Raw genomic sequence first — 20,024 nt, forward strand, 5'->3', positions numbered from 1 at the left:
ACCACCCTGCGGTGGTTTCGAGACAGGCGCTAGCGCGCCTTCCTCAACCACCGTGCCCCTGGTTTCGAGACAGGCGCCAGCGCGCCTTCCTCAACCACCGGGCGCGGCGCTCAGGGCGCCTTCCTCAACCACCGGGATCCGTGCATCCTGGCCCACGGGGCGCCGTGCGGGCGACAACGGGGGCTGATCCGCCCGCACGACGGCCGGTGGGCCAGGAAGCATCGGGCCCGGATCAACGGACGTGCATCTGCAGCCGGAGCATCTCGAACTCCACCTGTCGCTGCTGCTGCTGACGCATGGCCAGCAGTCGCTGGTGCTTGTCCTGGGTCGACATGGCGCGCCACGCCTGGCGGCGGCGGCCCAGCTGTGCGGTCTTCATGTCCGGTCCTCCCGGTCGGATGCCCGCCACCCTGGCGAGCACGCCCATCGTGCGTGCCCACACTTGAAGGCGGCTGGGAGCCGACTGGGAGCGACCTCAGGACTCCGTGGACGAGCCCGTGGACGAGCCCTCGGCCAGCCGCTCGTGCAGCCGATCACGCACCTGCTCCGGCGTGAGCTGCGCCCGTTGACGCTGGTCGCGCGCGATGATGACACCCGAGGCGGCGACGCCGGCCACACCGGCCAGACCGAGCACCTTCCACAGCTTCACGAGGACCCTCCATGACCTTGTCGCTCGACCAGGCGGTCGGCCTGACCCGCACCGGCGACCTGTGGCTCTTCCACGGCCACTCCGTCGCCGACCACGCTATCCGGATCGTCACCAACGCCCCGGTCAACCACGTCGGCATGGCGGTCGTCCTCGACGACCTGCCGCCGCTGATGTGGCACGCCGAGCTCGGCAAGGGACTGCGCGACGTCTGGACCGACAGCCACCACCGCGGAGTCCAGCTCCACGACCTGCGCGACTCGGTCGTCCAGTGGACCGGCCGCTACGGCCAGCGGGCGTGGCTGCGCCAGCTCGACGCGGCCGTCACCCGCGCGATGGAGGACGCCGTGCTCAGAACGATCGCAAGACTGGACGGCACACCGTTCCCGTCGACGGCCAAGCTGGTCGGCCGCTGGGCGCGGGGTCGCGTACGACGGGCGGCCGGCGCCGAGCTGACCTACTGCGCCGAGGTCGTCGCCGCGACGTATGCCGCGATGGGGCTGCTCGCCGAGGACCGGCCGACCAACTACTACGACCCCGGCCGCTTCTGGTCCGGCGACGACCTGGAGCTGCGCGACGGCGCCCGCCTGGGCGCGGAGATCGCGGTCCTCACCTGAGGTAGCGCTGGGCGACCACCCGCGGCTGGTCGACGGGCGCGCCGGTCTGGATGGTCCAGGCGAGCCGCACCAGCTCGGCGTGCGACCACACCAGCGGGGTCGCGGCGCGGGTGCCCTCGCCCGCGGGGCAGCAGTCGCGGCCGGTCGGTCGGCGACCGTCCCACACCTGCTCGGAGATCATGTCGCTCTCGCCGGCGGCCGCGGCCATGGCGTCGAGGTACGGCGCGGCGTCCTCGCCCGCGGCCACGGCGTACTCCCCCCGCTCGCCGGTGAGGATCGGCCAGCCGCGACCGAGGGTGCGGTGGGCCCCCGGGTCGGTGATGACCCATTCGCCGCCCTTGCGGGTCTCGCCGTAGCCGTCGCGGGTGAAGCGGTGCCAGAACGGCCCGTTCGGCGTGTCCACCCTCAGCTGCTCGTCGACGACGTCGAGCGAGCTCGTCACCACCCGGTCGTCGGCGGGCAGGATGCCGAGCCGGACCAGCTCGAGGAAGCTCGGGTCGACGACGCGCCGCTGGTCGATCCTCCGGGGGCCGCCGTCGCCCATCTCGTACGTCGTGCCGCGGTCGGGCCGGCCGTCCTTGGTCAGCCGCAGGAAGTAGGGACGCTCCGATAGCGGCCCGTTGCGGGTCACGGTCCGCGCCTTCACGGTGCGCTCCCACCGGTCGGCGAACCTCAGCCACCGGTGCGCGAGGTCGCGCTCGCCGCGCGCCCGCGCCAGGTCGGCCGCGCAGACCAGGGCGGCGATCTGGGTCGCGATCGAGTTCGGCGAGTAGCCGGACTGGTTCTCCCACCGCTCCTGGGTCGAGTACGGCGCGCGCCGACCCGACTCCTCGTCGCGGAACGTCACGAGGAAGTCCGCGGCCCTGCGCACGCCGCGCCACGTGGCGGCGTCGCGCTTGCCGGTCAGGTGGGCGAGCACGATCGGCAGCGCGACCTCGTCGAGCTGCAGCGAGTCCCAGACCGGCTCGCCGGCGACGTCGGAGTTCTGCGGGAACGAGCCGTCCCGCTGCTGCTGCGTGCCGAAGAGCCACTCGACCGTACGCCGGGCCGCGGCTCGGTCGCCCATCGCCCACAGGGCGGTGGCGAACTGGTAGAGGTCGCGCGACCACACCAGGTGGTAGGCACCCGACGGCGAGGAGAGGTCCTCGACCTCGTCGCCCCACACCCACGGCGCCGACGGTGAGGCGATGATCGCGCCCGGGTGCTGCTTGTCCTCGGCGGCGGCGAGCACGAGCGCGGAGGCGAGGTACTGCGCCCGCAGGCCGGTCGCGCTCGCCGGCACGTCCTTCAGCGACGAGAGGTAGCGGTGCCAGCCGGCGTCGTAGCGGTCGCGCAGGTGGTCCCAGTCCCGGTGCCGCGAGCCCGTGGCGGCCTCGGCCGCCCGGCGCGGCGTGGCGCCGAGGCCGAGCGTCACCGTGGCGACGAGCGGCCGGTCGGTGTCGGCGCGACCGGCGACCCTGCCCACCTGCACGACGTTGCCGGGGCCGGCCGCCGTGGGCGTCCGGCCGAGCCCGCCGGTGCGCCGCAACGCGCGCCGTGGGTCGGAGGCCGTGCCCGCCAGACCGTTCGCGGTCCGGCTGAACGCCGGTCGCGAGACCAGGTGGGTCGCGACGGTGCCGTCGGTCGCGGTCAGGGCCTTCCGGGCCGTGCCCGCTGTGTCGTCCATGCCGTCGTTGGCGAGCGCGGGGTCGTGCACGGCGAACAGCCGGTAGGCGCCACCGTCGAGGGAGTCGAGGTGCACCCGCACGACGACGCTGTCGTCCGCCGGGTCGGTGATGACCTCCTGGGTGAGCAGGTAGCGCCTCGGGTGGCCGCTGCCGCTGATCTCGTAGCGCAGGCTCTGCGCGTCCGGACGCACCACGTCGGCGACGTACGACGACGGCGCGTCGACGAAGTCCTTGCCCACCACCACGAGCTCGAGCGCGCGCACGCTCGGCGTCGACAGGTCGGGGTAGAACACCTCGCTGACCCGCCCGCGCTGGAGGGTGAACCAGACGTTGCTGCCCCGGGGCCGCGCCGTGCCGAACCCGGACTTGTCGGCCTCCGTCCAGGTCGACTTCGCGCCGCGCTCGGGCGCGGGTGCAGACACGCCGATGGCCGCCGGGGCGGACCCGACGGCCATCGGAAGCGGAGCGAGAGTGGTGCCGGCGACGGCGGTCACGACCGCGACGCCGCCTGCGAGACGGTTCGCCATGGAGGTCTCGTACCCGTGGACCTCCCCGACAAACGAGCAGACGGAGGGGTCAGCCCGGCGCGCCCTGGGAGCGCCAGTACTCGTTGAGCGCGGCGTTGGTCTTCACGAACCACACGATGGCGCCGACGAAGAAGAACCAGCCGAGCAGCAGGTACCACAGCCCGGTGGTGGCGCTGACCGGCTTGGCCCGTCCCTTGCGCTCGTAGAGGCCGCCGACCTCGCTGGAGGTGATGAACGGCATCACGATGCCCACCAGGATCGTCAGCAGCAGCGCGATGCCGCCGCCGAGGCCGGTGCCCGTGTGTCGCTTCATCTCGTCGTGGGTCTTGTACCACCAGTACCACGTGTAGAAGCCCAGGGTGACGATGGTGAGCAGGACGCAGGTGCCGGTGCTGCGCACCTGGCCGACGGGGCCGTCTGCCGGCCCGGCCATCGGGGCCAGCGGGGCGCCCATCGCACTCGCGGGGACGGCGCCCGCGGGCGGGGGCGCGGCGGCGTACGGCGGGGGCGCCGAGGCGTACGGCGTGGGCGCAGCCTCTGGGTCGGGTGTCGCCGGGGTCGGGTCGTTGCTCTCGGTCATGACGGGTGTCCCCTTGTCTCGTGGACGGTCACCTGAGGCTAGGACCACCGACGCCTCCGGTGGGTGATTTCCGGCCGAACGCCCGGGCGCGCCCGACCTCGTCGGCGCGGCCCGGCGAGCAGGAGATCAACCGTCAGCCAGCCGTGAGCGTCAGCAGGCTCATCGCCGGCATCGGCAGGGCCACGTCGACGCGCAGGACACCCGCGGCGTCGGCCGTCACCCTCCGCTCCGTCTCGGCCTCCTCCAGCCGATCGGCGGCGCGCAGCTGGGCCCACTGCTCCTCGTCGGGCCAGTCCTGCCCGTCGGCGCGCAGCCGACCCCACGCGGCCGCCACGTTGGAGTGGTGCTGGTCGACCCGCTCGTGGCGCAGCGCGTACGTCGCTCCGGCCCCGAGCCCCGTCACCTCGACGGTGACCAGGCGGCGGAGCGGGTCGGAGCCAGATGCCTTGGTCTGGTCGAGCGTGAGGTTCCAGAGCAGCACGGTCGTCTCGGTCGGCGACGACGCGGCCAGCGCCTCCACGAGGGAGCCGCCCCCGTCGCCGGTCGGCGTGACCCGGAGCCGGCGGGGTCCCAGCCGCTCCAGCATGGCCAGCGCCCACCACCTCGGCTTGCGCAGCTCACCGACCGTGCGCAGCCCGAAGCCCCCGTGCAGCAGGGCCGGCGGTCGTCCGAGCTCCTCGAAGTGGTCGGAGACGACCCAGTAGGAGAGGGCCTCGATGCGGCCCATCGCCGACACCATCCCACGCAGCAGGAAGGTGCCGGCGAAGACCGCATCGCTGACCTCGTTGAAGTGCGTGGGCGTCACGCCCCACTCGGTCCACCAGATCGGCGTGCCCTCCCGCCCGTAGCGCGCGAGCGTCGGCCGGAAGTCCAGCGGCGGCGACCCGTAGGTGTGGGTCGACACGAAGTCGACCGGCACGTCGGCCTCCTCGGCGTGGGCGAGCAGCTCCTCGACCCACCCGGCCGCGGCCGACGACGGACCGCCGACCACGAGACGATCGTCGACCGAGCGGATCGCCGCGACGGTGACGTCGTACAGCCGGAGGTACTCCTCCGGCGTGCCCGACCAGAAGACCTCCAGGTTGGCCTCGTTCCAGACCTCGAACGACCAGTGCTCGACGACCTCGTCGCCGTAGCGGTCCAGCAGGTGCTCGGTGAGGTCGCGCACCAGGCCGTGCCAGCGCTCCCAGTCCTTCGGCGGCGAGATGATCGCGCCGTACTCGAACACCGTCTGCGACGGGTCGCGCGCGAGGTCGTGCGGCATGAACGACACCTCGACGACCGGGTGCAGGCCGAGCGACCGGACGTGGTCGTAGACGCGGTCGACGCCCGAGAAGTCGTGCACCGGCACGCCGTCGTCCTCGCGGTAGACCCCCAGGTCGTCGCAGAGGATCGCGTGGGCGCGGACGTGTGTCACGCCGAGGTCCTCGTGGGCGGCGCGCAGCGCAGCCGACAGCTCCTCGCCGATCGCCCGGCCGCCGGTGACCTCGGTCGAGAGCGCGTGGGAGAGGTGCTCCGAGCCGATCATCGGCCGCCACGGACGCTCCAGCTCCCCGAGGTCGGAGGCGGCATCGACCGAGACCGTCACCGGTCCCGCGGACGCCAGCGGCACCGCCGACACCGGCGCGGAGTGCGGCCCCTCGACGTGCACGTCGGAGAGCGAGGACACGGCGTACCACCGCTCCTCCCCCGGCGTGCCCGTGGTGTCGACGTACGGCGGGTGCGGCACGGCCAGCACGTCGCGCCCTGCGTGGTCGAGCTCCGACCAGGGTCCGCGCGGTCCGTCGGCGACGTGCACCTGGTAGCCGACGGCGCCGTCGACCGGCTTCCAGTCGAGCGTCACCTGCGCACCGCCGGCGACGGCGACCAGCCCGGCGGGCGGTGGAAGCGTCGGCGCGTTGCCGGCGAAGGAGACGCCGGTGCGCACGCCGATGCGCGACTCCCAGTCGCTGCGTGCCTCACTGCGGTGGGTCTCGGTCATCGGGCGAAGACCTCCTGCTCCATCAGCGGGCGCAGCGTCGACTCCATCGCGCCGCGGGCGACGTAGCGACGCATGTCGTCGTGCGCGAGTGCGTTGCCGAGCGCGGCCATCACCATGCCCTGGTCGAGCGCCAGGTGGCGCCGTGACACCTGGCCGCTGCGCACCGCGACCGAGTCGTAGAAGCCACCCTTGCCGTAGGCGTCGAAGTCGCGGGCGATCCGCGCGAGGTTGGCGAGTGCGGCCCTCGGCGCGTAGCGCAGCGCGAGGAACGACGCGTGCGGCGTCACCACGCCGTCGCCGTACGCCGTGGGCGCGGGCGAGCCGTCGCGGCAGCCCTCGTAGGGCTGGTCGACGACCGTGCGCTCCTGGTCGGAGGTGTAGCCGCCGGCCTCCGGGGTCCCGGCGTCCAGGCCGAGCTGGTCGACGCCGTACTCGCGGTAGCCGCCGGCGGGGTTGTTGGAGGGCGAGAACCCCCAGTAGCCGTAGCCGGCCTCCTCGAGCCCGTGCTCGATCTGCCCCTGCACGTAGAGCGGGTGGTTGCGGCCCCACGACCGCGGACCCCATGTCTCCTCGGGCACGAAGAGCGGCACCATCAGCGCCTCGAACATGCTGCCGCCCCAGGTCGGCACGATGTGCCTGCCCCGGTAGGGCAACGCGCCCTCGAAGACCTCGACGTCCTCGCCGTCCACGGAGTAGGTGCGCCACTCGCCGACCGGCCTGGTCTCCGTCCACGCCCAGTCGCAGGTGTCGTTCGGGAAGGTCCGGAACGTGCCGTAGTAGTGCTTCGCGGGGATCTGGCCGGCGGCGATGCCGAGGTACGACGCGATCCGCGGCTCGGTGTTGAACGCGCCGTAGTGGTGCCCGGTGTACCAGACGTGCGTGCCCATGCCGCAGTAGTCGCCGGTGACGGCGGCCGCGTCCTGCGGGTCCTCGTCCCAGAACCCGCCGCGGATCTGACCGCCCGCCACCGGCCCCCCGTTGCCCTCGGCCGCGTTGTAGTAGCAGCCGAAGTCCATGTCGTCACGGATGGTGTCGGCCGCATGTCTCAGCGACGGGTCGGCGCGCGAGACCAGCAGCAGCGCGGTCGCGAGCCAGCCGTTGTCGACGCTGGAGAGGAACGGCTTGATCGGGTCGCCGCTGTCGGGGAACGTGCGCAGCTTCTCGCCGGTCGTCGGGCTGTACCAGTTGTAGAACATCCCCGACGGGTCGTGCCGCTCGAGCCCGGCGACCGTGTCGAGGGTGCGCGCCATCCGGCGGTGCGCCTCGCGGCCCCTGATCAGCCCGATGTCGCGGGCTGCGACCGTCGACCACAGGTAGGCGCCGATGTTGGTCGGCGAGGTGTACGCCGCGCGCGTCGAGCCGGCGAGGCTGCCGCCCACGTTGTCGGCGGGCAGCCCGGTCCGGCGCACCACCATCGCGCGGACCGAGCGCCAGGTGTCCTCGGCGTACCGGTCGAGGACGCGTCCGTGCCGCTCCGTCTCCAGATCGGTGGTTGAGGAAGGCGCGCTGGTGTGGTCCGCGGTGGTTGAGGAAGGCGCGCTAGCGCCTGTCTCGAAACCACCGCCGGGTGGGGCGGACTGCCCGGGCGTCGGGTTGCACAGGCCGGCCGACAGGCCGAGCGCGAGGACGAGGGTGCGCACCGAGTTGCGCATGGAGACTCTCCTTCGATCGAGGTCAGGTCACTTGATTCCGGTCATGGCGATGCCCTGCACGATGTAGCGCTGCAGGAGCAGGAAGACGACGAGGACGGGGAGGACCACGACGACCGAGCCGGCGAGCAGCAGGCCGTACTGCGTGGCGTTCTGGCCGACGGCGTAGAGCGCGAGCGCCACCGGCAGCGTGTACTTGTCCTCCGAGGTGGCCACGACGAGCGGCCAGAGGAAGTTGTTCCACGAGGTGAGGAACGTCAGCACGGCGAGCGTCGCGAGCGCCGGCCCGCACAGCGGCATGATCACGCGGGCGAAGATCGTGAGCTCGCCGGCACCGTCGACGCGGGCGGCCTGGATCAACTCGTCCGGCAGCCCGAGGACGTACTGGCGAATCAGGAAGACGCCGAACGGTCCGGCCAGGAACGGCAGGATCATCCCGGGCAGCGTGTTGGTCAGGTTGAGGTTGGTCGTCAGCACAAAGAGCGGCACGAACGTCACGACCCCGGGCACCATCAGCGTGCCGAGCACCACCACGAAGAGCACCCGCTTGCCGGGGAACTCCAGCTTTGCGAGCGCGTAGCCGAGCATCGAGCAGAAGACGACGTTGCCGGCGGTGACCGCCAGCGCGACGATCGCTGAGTTGAGGAAGTACGTCGGGAAGTCGAGCCGCGTGAAGAGCGTGTCGTAGTTCTCGGCCGTCACGGTCTGCGGCCACCACGTCGGCGGCACCGCCCGGACCTCGGCCTCCGGCTTGAAGGACGAGACGAGCATCCAGGCGAACGGCAGCACGACCAGCAGGAGGCCGATCGTGAGGACGGCGTACAGCCACCGGGGGGTGCGGACCTGCGTCTCGCTCATCGCGGTCAGTCCCTCTCGCGCAGCAGCCGGAACTGGACGAGCGTCAGCACCACGATCGCGAGGAACAGCAGGTAGCTCGCGGCCGCGGCGTACCCGTAGTTGCCGTAGCTGAACTGGTCGTAGGTGAAGAACGTGACCGACCGGGTGGAGTCCAGCGGCCCGCCCTTGGTCATCACGAACGCCTCCTCGAAGAACTGGAGGTAGCCGATGCCGGTGATCACCGCGCCGAAGAGCAGCACCGGCCGCATCGTCGGGAGCGTGATGTGCCGGAAGCGCCTCCACGCGCCGGCGCCGTCGACCTCGGCGGCCTCGAGATGCTCCTGGGGGACGGTCTGCAGGCCGGCCAGGAAGATCACCATCAGCGTGCCGAAGTTGCGCCACACCGCCATCACCACCAGCGAGGGCAGCGCGGTCGTCGTGGAGTCGAGCCAGCCGGGTCCGTCGATGCCGAACCACGAGAGCGCGGTGTTCAGCAGGCCCCCCTCGTCGCGGTAGATGTACTTCCACACCACCGAGACCGCGACGATGCTGGTGACGACCGGCAGGTAGAACGCGACCCGGAAGAACCCGCGCAGCCGGGCGACGCTGTTGAGCCCGACGGCCACGAGCATCGCGACCGCCATCGTCAGCGGCACGCCGAGCAGCAGGTAGAGCAGGGTGTTGACGGTGACCTTGCGGAAGACCGGGTCCTGCACGAGGTCGGCGTAGTTGGAGAGTCCGACGAACTCCACCGCGAACGGCGTGCGCAGGTCGGTGCTGCGGATGTCGGTGAAGCTCATGCCCAGACTGGCGAGCACCGGCCCCGCGGTGAACGCCACGAACACCACGACGAACGGCGACGCGAGGATCCAGCCGGCGACCGCCTGCGACCGCCTGCCGGGATCCACCGTGCGCACCGTGGGTCGAGGTGCCGCCCTCAGCATCGTCAGAGCCCGGTGCCGATCGACTGCGCCTCGGACTGCATCTTCTCGACCGCGTCCGCGCCGGACAGGTCACCGCGGGCGGCCTGCTCGACCAGGGAGTCGATCGTGCCCGCGACCTGCTCCCACGTCGGCACCGACGGCGGCGACTGGGTCTGGGTGAGCTGCTGGCCGAACACCTTCAGCTGGGGGTCGTCGGCGAGCTCTCCGGAGTCCCACGCCGCCTGCACGGCAGGCAGGTCGCCGATCTCGTCGTACCAGTCCTGCTGCACCTCGGGGTCGCTCAGCCACTGCACGAGCTTCCAGGCGCCGTCGGGGTTCTGGGCGTCCTTGAACACGGCGAGGTTGCCGCCACCGACGAACGACGTGCCCATCCCTGCGTCGCGGCCGGGCAGCGGCGCCACGGCGTACTGGCTCTCGTCGAGGCCGGCGTCCTCGACCAGTCCGGTGTGCCACGGGCCTGAGATGAACGAGCCGAAGGTGCCGGCCGCGAAGCTGGACTCGATCTCGCCGGGGTCGACGTTGCGGGTGATGGACAGGCCGTCGTCGAAGAACTGCGTGTAGTAGTCGAGCGCCTCGGCCATCTCGGGGCTGTCGAGGGTGTACTCGGTGCCCTCCTCGTTGGTGAGGCTGGCCCCGTCGGACCACGCGAACGGCAGGTAGGTCTGCCAGGCGCCGGTCTGCCCGGGCTGCAGGTAGATCCCGTTCTTCGCCCCGGCCTCCTGGAGGTCGGCGGCGAACTGGTGCAGCTCGTCCCAGCTCTTCGGCGCGTGGTCCCAGCCCGCCTTCTCGGCGAGGTCGGTGCGGTAGTAGAGCACGCGGGTCTCGACGTACCAGGGGACGCCGTACGACGTGCCGCCGACCTCGGTCGACTGCCACGCGCCGGGGAAGAAGTCGGCCTCCTCGACGAGGTCGGTCGGGGTGGGCATCAGCCCGTCCGCCTCGGCGAACTCGCCCATCCACGTCGTGCCGATCAGGCTGACGTCGGGGGTGTCGCCGCCCGCGATCGCGTTGGAGACCTTGTCGTGCGCGGCCTCCCACGGCACGGCGGTGACCTTGACGTGCGCGTCGGGGTTGGCCTCCTCGAAGTCCTCGACGAAGTCGCCGAGCTCCTCCCCCTCGGTGCCCATGGCCCACACCTCGATCGTGCCCGTGGCCGCTCCCTCGGCGATCTCGGTGCTCTGGGTCTCGCCTCCGGCTCCGGAGTCGTCGTCCCGCCCGCAGGCGGTGAGCACCAGGCTCGCGACGGCGAGTCCGGCCAGGGCGGTCTGGGTGCGCTTCATGGGGTGTCCTTCCCGAGTGTGGTGCTGCGGATCACGAGCTCCGTGGGGAGCACCTCGTGACGTGGGTGGGCGCGGGCGCCCGAGATCAGCTCGTCGAGCAGCCGGGCCGCGGTCGCGCCGAGGTCGCGCATGGGCTGCCGCACGGTGGTGAGGCCGGCGTACTCCGCGGCCATCACGTCGTCCCAGCCGGTCACCATGACCCGACCGGGGATGTCGACCCCGGCGGCGCGGAGCCGGCGGAGCATGCCGAGCGCGAGCTCGTCGTTGGCGCAGACGAACGCGTCCGGCAGCGCCCGGGTGAGGTAGTCGCCGACGAGGCGGGCACCCGCCTGCTCGTCGAGGTGGTCCACGTGGTGGATCACGACCTCGGACCGGGGGACGAGGGCCTCCCGGACCCCGCGCAGCCGCTCGCCCACGTCGGGTGAGGTCGACGGATCCCCGACGAAGACGAGGCGCCGAGCGCCGAGGTCCAGGAGGTGTTCGGTGAGCGCGCGGGCCGAGCCGCGGTTGCGCGCGGTGACGGAGTCGACGCCGCCGACGGGCGGGCGCGCGACGAGGACGATGTTGGCGCCGCGGGCCGCGAGTCGCTCCACGGTGCGGTTGGAGACGGTGCGCCCCAGGATCACCAGGCCGTCGCAGCGCTCGGCCATCGCCTCGACCGCGGCCTCGGCGTCGTCGCGGCCCCGCGTGGAGAGGATCAGCACGGACCGGCCGAGCTCGCCCGCCACCGACTCGTAGCCGAGCACGACCTCGGCGTAGTAGGGACCGGACAGGTCGGGGAAGACGATGCCGTTGGCGGCGTGGCGACGCTCGGCGAGCTGGCGGCCGAGGTGGCTGGGCACGAACTCGAGCGTGCGCGCCGCGTCGAGCACCCGCTCGCGGGTGGCGGCACGCACGCCGTCGGACTCGCGCATGACCCGCGAGACCGTCGCGATCGAGACGCCCGCCTCGCGCGCGACGTCGCGGATCGTGGCCCGCATCGACCTCACCTCCCGAGTGGTGTGTCGCCTGTGCCGGAAACCGGTTCGCATTCCGGATGTAACCGGTTCGTGTAACCGGTTACACGAACCGGTCACCTCCAGCACTACCCCGATGTGGCCTCGCACACACCTCTTCTCGGACACCGATTCGGCCGCGTTGGCGGCACCCCGACAATGGAGGGGTGACTGCGCTCGACACCGCCCGCGCGACGTACGCCGAGGCGACGGCCGCGTTCCTCGACCTGGCCGCCCGCGTGCCCCTGGCGAGGTACGCCGGGCCGGGGCTCGGGAACTGGGACCTGCGCTCGCTCATCGGCCACACCGGCCGCTCGCTGGTCACCGTCGCGTCCTACCTGTCCACCCGGGCCGAACGCGTCGACGCCGAGGACGCCGCCGACTACTTCGCCGTGGTCAGCCGCCTCGCCCACGGCACGACGCGCGACGCGATCCACCGGCGCGGGGTCGAGGCGGGGGTGCTGCTCGGCGACGACCCGATGGCCGCGCTGCACACCTCCCGCGACGACGCCGAGCTCGCGCTCGACCTGCTCGAGGGCGAGGACGTCGTGGTCGAGACGGCCGGCGGCGGCATGCGGGTCAGCGACTACCTGCCGACCCGCACCTTCGAGCTCACCGTCCACTGCCTCGACATCGCCCGGGCCACCGACCTCGGGTTCACCCCGCCCACCGAGGCCCTCGCCGACACCCTCGCGCTCGCCAGCGCCAGCGCCCTGCGCCAGGGCTACGGCGTCGACGTCGTGCTCGCGCTGACCGGTCGCCAGCAGCTGCCCGAGGGCGCGTCCGTCGTGCCGTGAGACGCAGTCCGGCCTCGAGTCGGGATAGTCCGTCACGATCTGGCCGCCGACACGCCGATCGAGACAACCAGAACGTGACGGACTATCCCGACGACACCCCTGACGACACCCCGACCCGCTTCAGGCCAGAGCCCAGATGCCCGGCCGGCCCTTGGTCATCGACCCCTCGGCGATCAGCGCCTGGCGGGCCCGGCGGGCTGCGTACCGCCACCGGAGCTCGCCCTCGGGCGTCTTCTCGTGGTCGGCCGGCTTCAACCGCTCCCCCATCGCCGCCTCGAGGGCGTCGAAGGCGTCGTCCTGGTCCATCTCGCCACCGTGCTCCGCGAGCACCTCGAGGATGACCACCCGGAACGTGTCCGGGGGGGTCCAGCGGTGGCTGACCACGCGCGGCGGGGCGGCCGGCGACCGGGACGCCGACGAGGTCGTGCGCCGCCGCACGGGCGTGGCCCGCGGCGTGGCCGCTCGCGTCGTCGGCAGGGGCGGTGCCGGCGGGTTGCCGTGGATGCACGTGCTCTTCGGAAGGTCACACAGCTCGCAGTAGTCCACGTCGCTCATCCCCCTCAGCGTAGACGACCCATTCCAAGGGCTCGCACGCCGGCACGACCCCTTGGAATGACTCGTCCGGCCCCGCCCGCCGGCGACCCGTCAGTGGGCGTGCACCACGAACGGCGCCGTCACCACGGAGCCGTCGGCCAACCGGAGCTGGAGCCACAGCCGGTAGGCGCCGGGGTCGTCGAACCGGACGTGCAGGTCGAGCTCGGGCCCGAAGGTCGTCCCCGGCAGTGCCATCACGGGTCGCCCCCGGCCGTCGGAGGTCTCCGCGTGCCGGTGCTGGAAGTCGCTCCCGTCGGCGCGCATCACCACGACGTGACCCGCGGCGCCGAGGTAGGGCTGCAGGCCCGCCGGCGTGTGCAGCGTGAAGTCGCTGGTCTCGCCGACGTGGGCGTCGCCCTCGAGCTCGATCGTCACGCCGTCGACCGTGGCCGACCGGACGTCGTCCTCCGGCACCGGTACGTCGACGGGCGGGTCGCCCGCGACCGTGACGTCGTGCTGGTCGAGCACGTCGACCATCTGACCCTGGCGGCGGATCTCGGCGTGCAGGGCGAACTCACCGGCGCTGGGGAAGGTCGCCTCGACCTCGAACACGCCGTCCGTGCCCGTCGGCTGGGGGTGCAGGTGCGCGAAGGTGCCGAGGTCGGCCCGGGTGACGATCAGGTGCATCCACGTCTGGTGGGTGCGCACCAGGTCGCCGGCGGGCTCGCCGCTCTCGGTGTCGCGCACCGTGATCGTGAGCGTGGTCGGCTCTCCGGGCGTGACGTCGTCCGGCACGGCGTACTCGAACTCGAGCCCGGCGTCGTGCGCGCTGACCGGAGGGGTGTCGGTCTCCTCCATGACGCTCATCTGCGGGCGCATCGGCATGCCCATGCCCTCCTGCCACGCCAGCACGCCGTTCATGCCGCGCTCGGCCTGGTCGGTGCGGCTCAGCCAGGTGAACCCGACCCCGATGGCGATCGCGAGGACCGCGATGCCCGCGAGGTAGGCCCAGTCGAGGACCCGACCCCGGCTCGGCCGCCGCAGGCGCAGCGCGTTGGTCACGACGCTCACCGAGCTCATCGCCATCGCGGCGCCGGCGAGCACGGGATCGAGCAGCAGCCCGTCCCACCAGTAGAGCGCGCCGGCGGCGACCGGGATCAGCAGCACGTTGTAGGCGAACGCCCACACCAGGCCCTGCTTGATCGTCGCCACCGTGCGTCGGGACAGCTCGATCGCCGACACGACACCACCGAGGTCGCCGCCGACGAGGGTGATGTCGGACGCCGCGACCGCGACGTCGGTGCCGGTGCCGATCGCGATGCCGAGGTCGGCGGTCGCGAGCGCGGGGGCGTCGTTGACGCCGTCGCCGACCATCGCGGCGACGTGGCCGCCGGCCCGCAGCTCGGCGACGCGGGCGGCCTTGTCGGCGGGGCGCACGTCGGCGAGCACGTGGGCGATCCCGACCTCGGCCGCCACCGCGCGGGCCGTGGCCTCGTCGTCGCCGGTCACCATCCAGACCTCGAGCCCGAGGTCCTCGAGCTCTCGCACGGCCGCGGCGGACGTCGGCTTGACGGTGTCGGCGACCTCGATGCGGCCGGCGTACGCGCCGTCGACCGCGACCAGGATGCCAGCGCCCGAGGCGGTGATCCCGTGGGCGGCCAGGTGGGCCGCGCTGCCCGCGAGGACGGTGCGTCCGGTGACGGTCGCAACCACGCCGTGGCCGGGCACCGAGTCGAAGCCGGTGGCCGCCGGGACGTCCAGGCCGCGCTCGCGGGCGGCGCGCACGACGGCCTCGCCGACCGGGTGCTCGCTGCCGACCTCGGCGGCGGCGACCAGCGCCACCAGCTCGTCGGGGTCCCCGCCGTCGGCCGGCTCGACGCGGCGCACGTCGGGTCGACCGCGGGTGATGGTGCCGGTCTTGTCCAGCACGACCGCGGTCAGACTCCGTGCGGTCTCGAGGGCGGCGCCGTCGCCGATCAGGATCCCCATCTCGGCGGCGCGGCCGGTGCCGACCATGACCGCGGTCGGCGTGGCGAGCCCGAGCGCGCACGGGCAGGCGATGATCAGCACCGCGACCGTCGTACCGATCGCGAGCACCAGCCGCTCCCCGTCCGGCCCGAGCACCAGCCAGCCGAGGAACGTCGCCAGCGCGACCAGCAGCACCGCGGGCACGAACCACGCGGTGACCCGGTCGGCCAGCCGCTGCATCGGCGGCGCCGCCGCCTGGGCGTCCTCGACCAGACGCACGATCTGCGCCAGCGTGCTGTCGGCCCCGACCGCGGTCGCCCACACGACCAGCGTGCCGGTGGTGTTGACGGTCGCGCCGATGACCGCGTCCTCGACCTGCTTGGTCACCGGCTCGCTCTCGCCGGTGAGCATCGACTCGTCGACCGACGAGCGGCCCTCGACGACGACTCCGTCGACCGGCAGCTTCTCGCCCGGCCGCACCCGGACCAGGTCGCCGACGACCACCTCGGCGAGGGGTACGTCGACCTCGACGTCGCCGCGGACCACGCGGGCCGTGGTCGGGGCGAGGTCGCCGAGGGCGCGCAGCGAGGAGGCGGTGCGCTTCTTCGCCTTCAGCTCGAGCCACCGGCCCATCAGGATGAGGGCGACGACGATCAGCGCGCTCTCGAAGTAGAGGTGCAGCGGCAGTCCCCATCGCTCGGCCGGCCCCGGCCACAGCGTCACGAAGGCGCTGTAGCTCCAGGCGACGCCGGTGCCGAGCGCGACCAGCGTGTCCATGCTGGTGGTGCGGTGTCGCAGGTTGACCCACGCCTGGCGGTAGATGTCCCGGCCCGCCCAGAGCTGCACGGTCGTCGCGACCACCAGCAGGAGCGGCATCAGCCAGTCCATGGTGTCGACGTAGAGCGGCAGGTACATCACGCCCATCAGCGCGAGGCCGGTCACCAGGGCGACCTGCCAGCGCCGCCGCAGCGTCGCGATCTCGGCGTCACGGCGGGCGTCGAGCGCGGCGATCGGGTCCGACTCCTCGACGTCCGGCTGCTCGGGGCGGGCGGCCGGCTGGCGGAGCGTGCCGACGTACCCGACCTTCCCGACGGCGGCCGTGAGGGCCGCCGTGTCGACGGCGCCCGGGTCGTAGGTCACCGCGGCGGTCTCGGTGGCCAGGTTCACCGAGGCGGACTCCACGCCGTCGACGCGCGACAGCGCCTTCTGCACGCGGTTGACGCAGGACGCGCAGGTCATCCCCTCGATGTCGAGGGTGGACTCGATGAGGGCCGGCGGGCGGGCGAACAGGTCGGTCGGCGCGTCGGTGGACATGGTGGGCGCTCCTCCTCGTCCTTCGTCAGGAGGCCAGCTCGTAGCCGGCCTCGTCGATCGCCGCGGCGACCTCGGCGTCGTCGAGCGGACGGCCGGACCGCACGGTGACGTCGCCGGTCGCGAGCTCGACCTGCACGTCGGCGACCGAGTCGAGCGAGCCGAGCTCGCGGGTCACGGCGCCGACGCAGTGGTCGCAGGTCATGCCGTTCACACGGTAGGTGCGGGTGGTGTTCATCTCCATCATCTCCTCGATCCTACCCCGGTGGGGTATCTGAGGAGCGACCATACATACCCCTTGGGGGTATATGCAAGAGTCATTTCGGAGGCGGGACGCCGAGGGCACGCCTGAGGTGTCCCGACCGGTCGAGGCCGATCTGAGGTAGCAGCCCGGATCGGACCTAGGGAGCACTCCGGATGTGGGCGGGTGCCTCAGGCGCGCACTGTCGAGACCGTCAACCGGACCCGACACCACAGCAAGGAGTGATCACGATGGTCACCTCGATCTCCATCGCGGACCCGACCTCCGCCCTCATGCTCGCGGGGCTGGACGTCGACGAGTACGGCCAGGTGCGCAGCCGCCGCCGCGACCTGCGTCGCCGGCAGCGCCGCTTCCACCGGCACGCGCGGCTGCGCAAGCAGCTCGCGTGAGCACACCACGAAGTCCCGGGAGTTGCCGCGTGGGTGGCCGCCAGCGACCGGGGACGGCGGCGCGGCGGCTCTCGTGGCAGGTCAGCCGGCGCTGACGACCCGCAGGACCCGGGCGTCCCTGGCGAGCTGGAGCTGCTGCGCACGCCTGAGCCGGGCGAGGCGCTGCTGCTTCTCGGCGGGGCTGAGCGAACGCCATGCGCGGCGCGCTTCGGGGTGTCGCTGCATGACCTCGAGGAGCGGCCTCGGCGCCGCGAGATACATCCACACGGACCCGCCGGGAAATCCTGCGACTTTCCGCCGCGGAACCGCGTCACGACCGGCCCCGCCGTCCGTCCAGTTCGCAACATGGAGACCTTCACCGCCCCCCAGGCCCCCGTCGACATCGAGGTCGACATCGAGCAGCTGGTCCTCGACCACCTCCCCCTCGTCCAGCACCTCGTGCACGAGACGTCGCGACGGATCCCGTCGTACTTCGACCGCACCGACCTGCAGTCGGCCGGCCACGTGGCCCTGGTCCGCGCCGCCCGCGCCTGGGAGCCCGAGCGCGGCGTCCCCTTCGCGGCCTACGCGACCACGCGCATCCGCGGCGCGCTCGTCGACGAGCTCCGTTCGGTGGACTGGGCCACACGTGCGGTGCGCCGTCGCGGTCGGGAGATCGAGCAGGAGCGTTCCCGCCAGTCCGCCGCGACCGGCCAGCCGGTGTCGGACGTCGCCGTGGCCGCCTCGCTCGGCCTGGACGCCGCCGACGTGGCCCGCTCCGACGCCGACGTCGCCCGGGCCGCGGTGGGCTCGCTCCAGGCGCACGACGAGGCGGTGCTCGACTCGCTCGCCTGCACGGCGACCACCCCGGCCGAGCAGGTCGAGCTCGGCGAGCAGATGCGCTACCTGGCCGCGGCGATCGAGGAGCTGCCGGCGCGGCTGCGTCTCGTCGTCCGGGGCTACTTCCTCGAGGAGCGGCCGATGGCCGAGCTCGCCGCCGAGCTCGGCGTCACGGAGTCGCGGATCTCCCAGCTCCGCGCCGAGGCCCTCGTGCTGCTCCGCGACGTGCTCGCGCAGGCCTTCGAGCCGCACCTGGTGACCCCCCACGCGCGACCGCAGGGCGTCGCGGCGCGGCGCCGGGCGGCGTACGCGCAGGCCGTGGTCGAGCGCACCCGCCTCCCCCGGCAGCAGCTCACCCTCGCCGTCTGATTCCCGCGCGCCGGCCCCCGGCGGGGAGCACAATCGGGGCATGGCGTACGACGAGGAGCTCGCCGCCCAGCTGCGCGAGATCACCGCAGGGGTGGCGGGGACGACGGAGACGCGCATGTTCGGCGGCCTGGCCTTCCTGGTCAACGGCAACATGGCGGTCGCCGCGAGTCGCGAGGGCGGACTGCTGCTGCGGGTGCCGCCCGAGCGCACCGAGGAGCTGCTCGGCCGGCCGCACACCAACGAGTTCGTGATGCGGGAGCGGGCGATGACCGGGTGGCTCCGCGTCGAGCCGCCGGGGCTCACGACGTACGACGACGTGGAGCGCTGGGCCGCGATCGGCATCGACCACGCGGCGTCGCTGCCGCCGAAGTAGGGCTCGCTCAGGCGCAGGCGACGCAGGTCCGCGCGGCCGGCCGAGCCTCGAGCCGACCCGCCGGGATCGGGCGGCCGCACGTGAGGCACACACCGTAGGTGCCCGCGTCCAGGCGGGCGAGCGCGGCGTCGATCTCCCGGAGCCGCTCCTCGGCCTGACGCACCAGGGCGCCGACCTGGGAGCGCTCGAACGCGATCGTCGCGCCCTCGGGGTCGTGCTCGTCGTCGGCGTTGGAGTCCTGCGAAGCCTCGACAAACCCGCGGAAGTCACCGCGCAGGTCCGCCAGCCGCCGCGTGGTGCGTCCGCGCTCCTCCTCGAGCCGTGCCCGGGCGCCGCTCACGCCCGCTCCAGCAGGGTCAGCACCTCGTAGTGGCCGGTGTTGGGGAACATGTCGAGCAGCTGCCCGCGCACCGGCCGCAGCGACGGCATCGCCGCGAGGTCCAGCGCCAGCGTCCGGGCGTTGCAGCTCGAGTAGAGGACGTGCCGCACCCCCGAGCCCTCGAGCCACGCACCGAGGTCGGGGCCGATGCCGCGGCGCGGCGGGTTCACCACGACGACGTCGGGCGGCGTCGTCGCGGCGAGAGCGTACGCCGTGGCGTCGCCCGCCGCGAAGCGGACCCGGTCGAACCCGGCGTCCGCGGCGCTGAGCCGCGCGCTCGCCACGGCCTCGCGGCTCATCTCGATGCCCGTGACGTCGGCGCCGGACCCGGCGACGGCGAGCGCGAAGCCGCCGACCCCGCAGTAGAGGTCCCAGACCGATCGCGGCCCGGCCTCGGCGACCCACGCCCGGCCACGCTCGTAGAGCTCGGCCGCCATCACGGTGTTGGTCTGGAAGAAGCTCTGCGGCCGCAGGTGCAGGCCGAGGCCGGCGACCCGCATCGTCAGCGTCTCCCGCTCGGTCAACAGGATCTCGCGGTCGCCCTCGAGGACCGCCTTGTGCTCGGGCTGGAGGTTCACCGACGCGACCTCCAGCGCGGGCAGCGCCCGTCGCAGCGCCGGCAGGTGCTTGCGGATCCGGGCCACCGGCTCCTGCGAGCGCAGCACGAAGCGCACCATCAGCCCGCCGTCCGGGGACTCGGTGACCAGCAGGTGCTTGAGCTCGCCGCGGCGGGCCGGCACGTCGTACGGCGTGAGGCTCGCCGCGCGCACGAACTCCGCCAGCACCGGCAGCGCCGCCCGGATGCCCGCCAGGTGCAGGGGACAGTCGCGCAGGTCCGTGCCGCCGCCGGCCGGGTTGAGGATGCCGAGCACCGGGTCGTCGGCCGTGCCGCTGACCACCATCTTCGCCTTGTTGCGGAAGCCGAGCGGCGGCCCCGCCACCGGCTCGCGCCACACCAGGTCACGGTGGGCGCCGAGCAGCTCCTCCACCTGTCGCTGCTTGTCGACCAGCTGCATGTCGTACGGCAGGCCGAGCCAGCCGCACGAGCGGCAGCGGCCGGCGTCGAAGTGGTGGCAGAGCACGTCGTGGGGCATCGCGGG

General features: G+C 73.0%; 21 protein-coding genes. 5 read left to right on the forward strand and 16 right to left on the reverse strand.

Annotated features, from left to right (window positions below; genetic code table 11):
* Positions 1–232: 232 nt before the first annotated feature.
* Complete coding sequence (locus PZ894_RS18890; RefSeq protein WP_275747185.1) at positions 233–379, reverse strand: hypothetical protein; 147 nt, start codon at positions 377–379, stop codon at positions 233–235.
* Positions 380–475: 96 nt separating this feature from the next.
* The gene (locus tag PZ894_RS18895; RefSeq protein WP_275747186.1) at positions 476–649 is read right to left on the reverse strand and encodes a hypothetical protein; all 174 of its coding nucleotides are present in this window, start codon (positions 647–649) and stop codon (positions 476–478) included.
* A gap of 11 nt (positions 650–660) precedes the next feature.
* Here PZ894_RS18895 and PZ894_RS18900 point away from each other — a divergent pair, with 11 nt between their 5' ends.
* Positions 661–1,263: a hypothetical protein gene (locus PZ894_RS18900; protein WP_275747188.1), complete on the forward strand. Its 603-nt coding sequence runs from the start codon at positions 661–663 to the stop codon at positions 1,261–1,263.
* Here the strand turns inward: PZ894_RS18900 and PZ894_RS18905 are convergent.
* The 8 genes from PZ894_RS18905 to PZ894_RS18940 form a co-directional block, all read right to left on the reverse strand.
* The gene (locus tag PZ894_RS18905; protein ID WP_275747190.1) at positions 1,256–3,457 is read right to left on the reverse strand and encodes a glycoside hydrolase family 15 protein; all 2,202 of its coding nucleotides are present in this window, start codon (positions 3,455–3,457) and stop codon (positions 1,256–1,258) included. The two genes, PZ894_RS18900 and PZ894_RS18905, sit on opposite strands and share 8 nt — an antisense overlap.
* Before the next feature lie 49 nt (positions 3,458–3,506).
* Positions 3,507–4,037, reverse strand: coding sequence for a DUF4234 domain-containing protein (locus PZ894_RS18910; RefSeq protein WP_275747191.1), 531 nt, complete (start codon positions 4,035–4,037; stop codon positions 3,507–3,509).
* A 133-nt stretch (positions 4,038–4,170) separates the two neighbouring features.
* The gene (locus PZ894_RS18915; protein WP_275747192.1) at positions 4,171–6,018 is read right to left on the reverse strand and encodes a glycosyl hydrolase; all 1,848 of its coding nucleotides are present in this window, start codon (positions 6,016–6,018) and stop codon (positions 4,171–4,173) included.
* A complete protein-coding gene (locus tag PZ894_RS18920; RefSeq protein ID WP_275747193.1) occupies positions 6,015–7,670 on the reverse strand; it encodes a glucoamylase family protein in 1,656 nt (551 codons plus the stop codon). The genes PZ894_RS18915 and PZ894_RS18920 overlap by 4 nt, the downstream gene beginning before the upstream one ends.
* A gap of 27 nt (positions 7,671–7,697) precedes the next feature.
* On the reverse strand, positions 7,698–8,525 hold the full coding sequence (locus tag PZ894_RS18925; protein WP_275747194.1) for a carbohydrate ABC transporter permease: 828 nt from the start codon (positions 8,523–8,525) through the stop codon (positions 7,698–7,700).
* Positions 8,526–8,530: 5 nt separating this feature from the next.
* Positions 8,531–9,412: a sugar ABC transporter permease gene (locus tag PZ894_RS18930; RefSeq protein WP_275747195.1), complete on the reverse strand. Its 882-nt coding sequence runs from the start codon at positions 9,410–9,412 to the stop codon at positions 8,531–8,533.
* Between the two features lie 38 nt (positions 9,413–9,450).
* Positions 9,451–10,728: a sugar ABC transporter substrate-binding protein gene (locus tag PZ894_RS18935; protein WP_275747196.1), complete on the reverse strand. Its 1,278-nt coding sequence runs from the start codon at positions 10,726–10,728 to the stop codon at positions 9,451–9,453.
* Positions 10,725–11,708, reverse strand: a complete 984-nt coding sequence (locus tag PZ894_RS18940) for a LacI family DNA-binding transcriptional regulator (RefSeq protein ID WP_275747197.1) — start codon at positions 11,706–11,708, stop codon at positions 10,725–10,727. Before PZ894_RS18940 ends, PZ894_RS18935 begins: the two co-directional genes overlap by 4 nt.
* Positions 11,709–11,890: 182 nt before the next feature.
* On the opposite strand from PZ894_RS18940, the gene PZ894_RS18945 reads away from it, so the two are divergent.
* A complete protein-coding gene (locus PZ894_RS18945) occupies positions 11,891–12,520 on the forward strand; it encodes a maleylpyruvate isomerase N-terminal domain-containing protein (RefSeq protein WP_275747198.1) in 630 nt (209 codons plus the stop codon).
* 120 nt (positions 12,521–12,640) lie between these two features.
* Here the strand turns inward: PZ894_RS18945 and PZ894_RS18950 are convergent, their stop codons facing one another.
* From PZ894_RS18950 to PZ894_RS18960, 3 genes are all read right to left on the reverse strand, one after another.
* Positions 12,641–13,075, reverse strand: coding sequence for a hypothetical protein (locus tag PZ894_RS18950; protein ID WP_275747200.1), 435 nt, complete (start codon positions 13,073–13,075; stop codon positions 12,641–12,643).
* 90 nt (positions 13,076–13,165) lie between these two features.
* Positions 13,166–16,336 carry a heavy metal translocating P-type ATPase gene (locus PZ894_RS18955; RefSeq protein ID WP_275747202.1) on the reverse strand — a complete coding sequence of 1,057 codons (3,171 nt, stop codon included), beginning with the start codon at positions 16,334–16,336 and terminating at the stop codon, positions 13,166–13,168.
* Positions 16,337–16,361: 25 nt separating this feature from the next.
* Entirely contained in the window at positions 16,362–16,580 is a 219-nt protein-coding gene (locus PZ894_RS18960; protein WP_275747203.1) for a heavy-metal-associated domain-containing protein, read from the reverse strand.
* Between the two features lie 245 nt (positions 16,581–16,825).
* On the opposite strand from PZ894_RS18960, the gene PZ894_RS18965 reads away from it, so the two are divergent.
* Positions 16,826–16,984 (forward strand): hypothetical protein, encoded by a 159-nt coding sequence (locus tag PZ894_RS18965; RefSeq protein WP_275747205.1) that lies wholly within the window; start codon positions 16,826–16,828, stop codon positions 16,982–16,984.
* 81 nt (positions 16,985–17,065) lie between these two features.
* Here PZ894_RS18965 and PZ894_RS18970 read toward each other — a convergent pair whose 3' ends face one another.
* Positions 17,066–17,251 (reverse strand): hypothetical protein, encoded by a 186-nt coding sequence (locus PZ894_RS18970; RefSeq protein ID WP_275747207.1) that lies wholly within the window; start codon positions 17,249–17,251, stop codon positions 17,066–17,068.
* A 78-nt stretch (positions 17,252–17,329) separates the two neighbouring features.
* Here PZ894_RS18970 and PZ894_RS18975 point away from each other — a divergent pair, with 78 nt between their 5' ends.
* Both PZ894_RS18975 and PZ894_RS18980 read left to right on the forward strand, forming a co-directional pair.
* Positions 17,330–18,172 (forward strand): sigma-70 family RNA polymerase sigma factor, encoded by an 843-nt coding sequence (locus PZ894_RS18975; protein WP_275747208.1) that lies wholly within the window; start codon positions 17,330–17,332, stop codon positions 18,170–18,172.
* Between the two features lie 40 nt (positions 18,173–18,212).
* Positions 18,213–18,545: a TfoX/Sxy family protein gene (locus tag PZ894_RS18980; protein WP_275747209.1), complete on the forward strand. Its 333-nt coding sequence runs from the start codon at positions 18,213–18,215 to the stop codon at positions 18,543–18,545.
* Between the two features lie 7 nt (positions 18,546–18,552).
* Here the strand turns inward: PZ894_RS18980 and PZ894_RS18985 are convergent, their stop codons facing one another.
* Both PZ894_RS18985 and rlmC read right to left on the reverse strand, forming a co-directional pair.
* A complete protein-coding gene (locus PZ894_RS18985) occupies positions 18,553–18,885 on the reverse strand; it encodes a TraR/DksA C4-type zinc finger protein (protein ID WP_275747211.1) in 333 nt (110 codons plus the stop codon).
* On the reverse strand, positions 18,882–20,018 hold the full coding sequence (gene rlmC, locus PZ894_RS18990) for a 23S rRNA (uracil(747)-C(5))-methyltransferase RlmC (protein WP_275747213.1): 1,137 nt from the start codon (positions 20,016–20,018) through the stop codon (positions 18,882–18,884). The genes PZ894_RS18985 and rlmC overlap by 4 nt, the downstream gene beginning before the upstream one ends.
* Between the last annotated feature and the right edge of the window lie 6 nt (positions 20,019–20,024).

It is taken from the genome of Nocardioides sp. YIM 152315, from assembly GCF_029210375.1.
Classification (GTDB): domain Bacteria; phylum Actinomycetota; class Actinomycetes; order Propionibacteriales; family Nocardioidaceae; genus Nocardioides.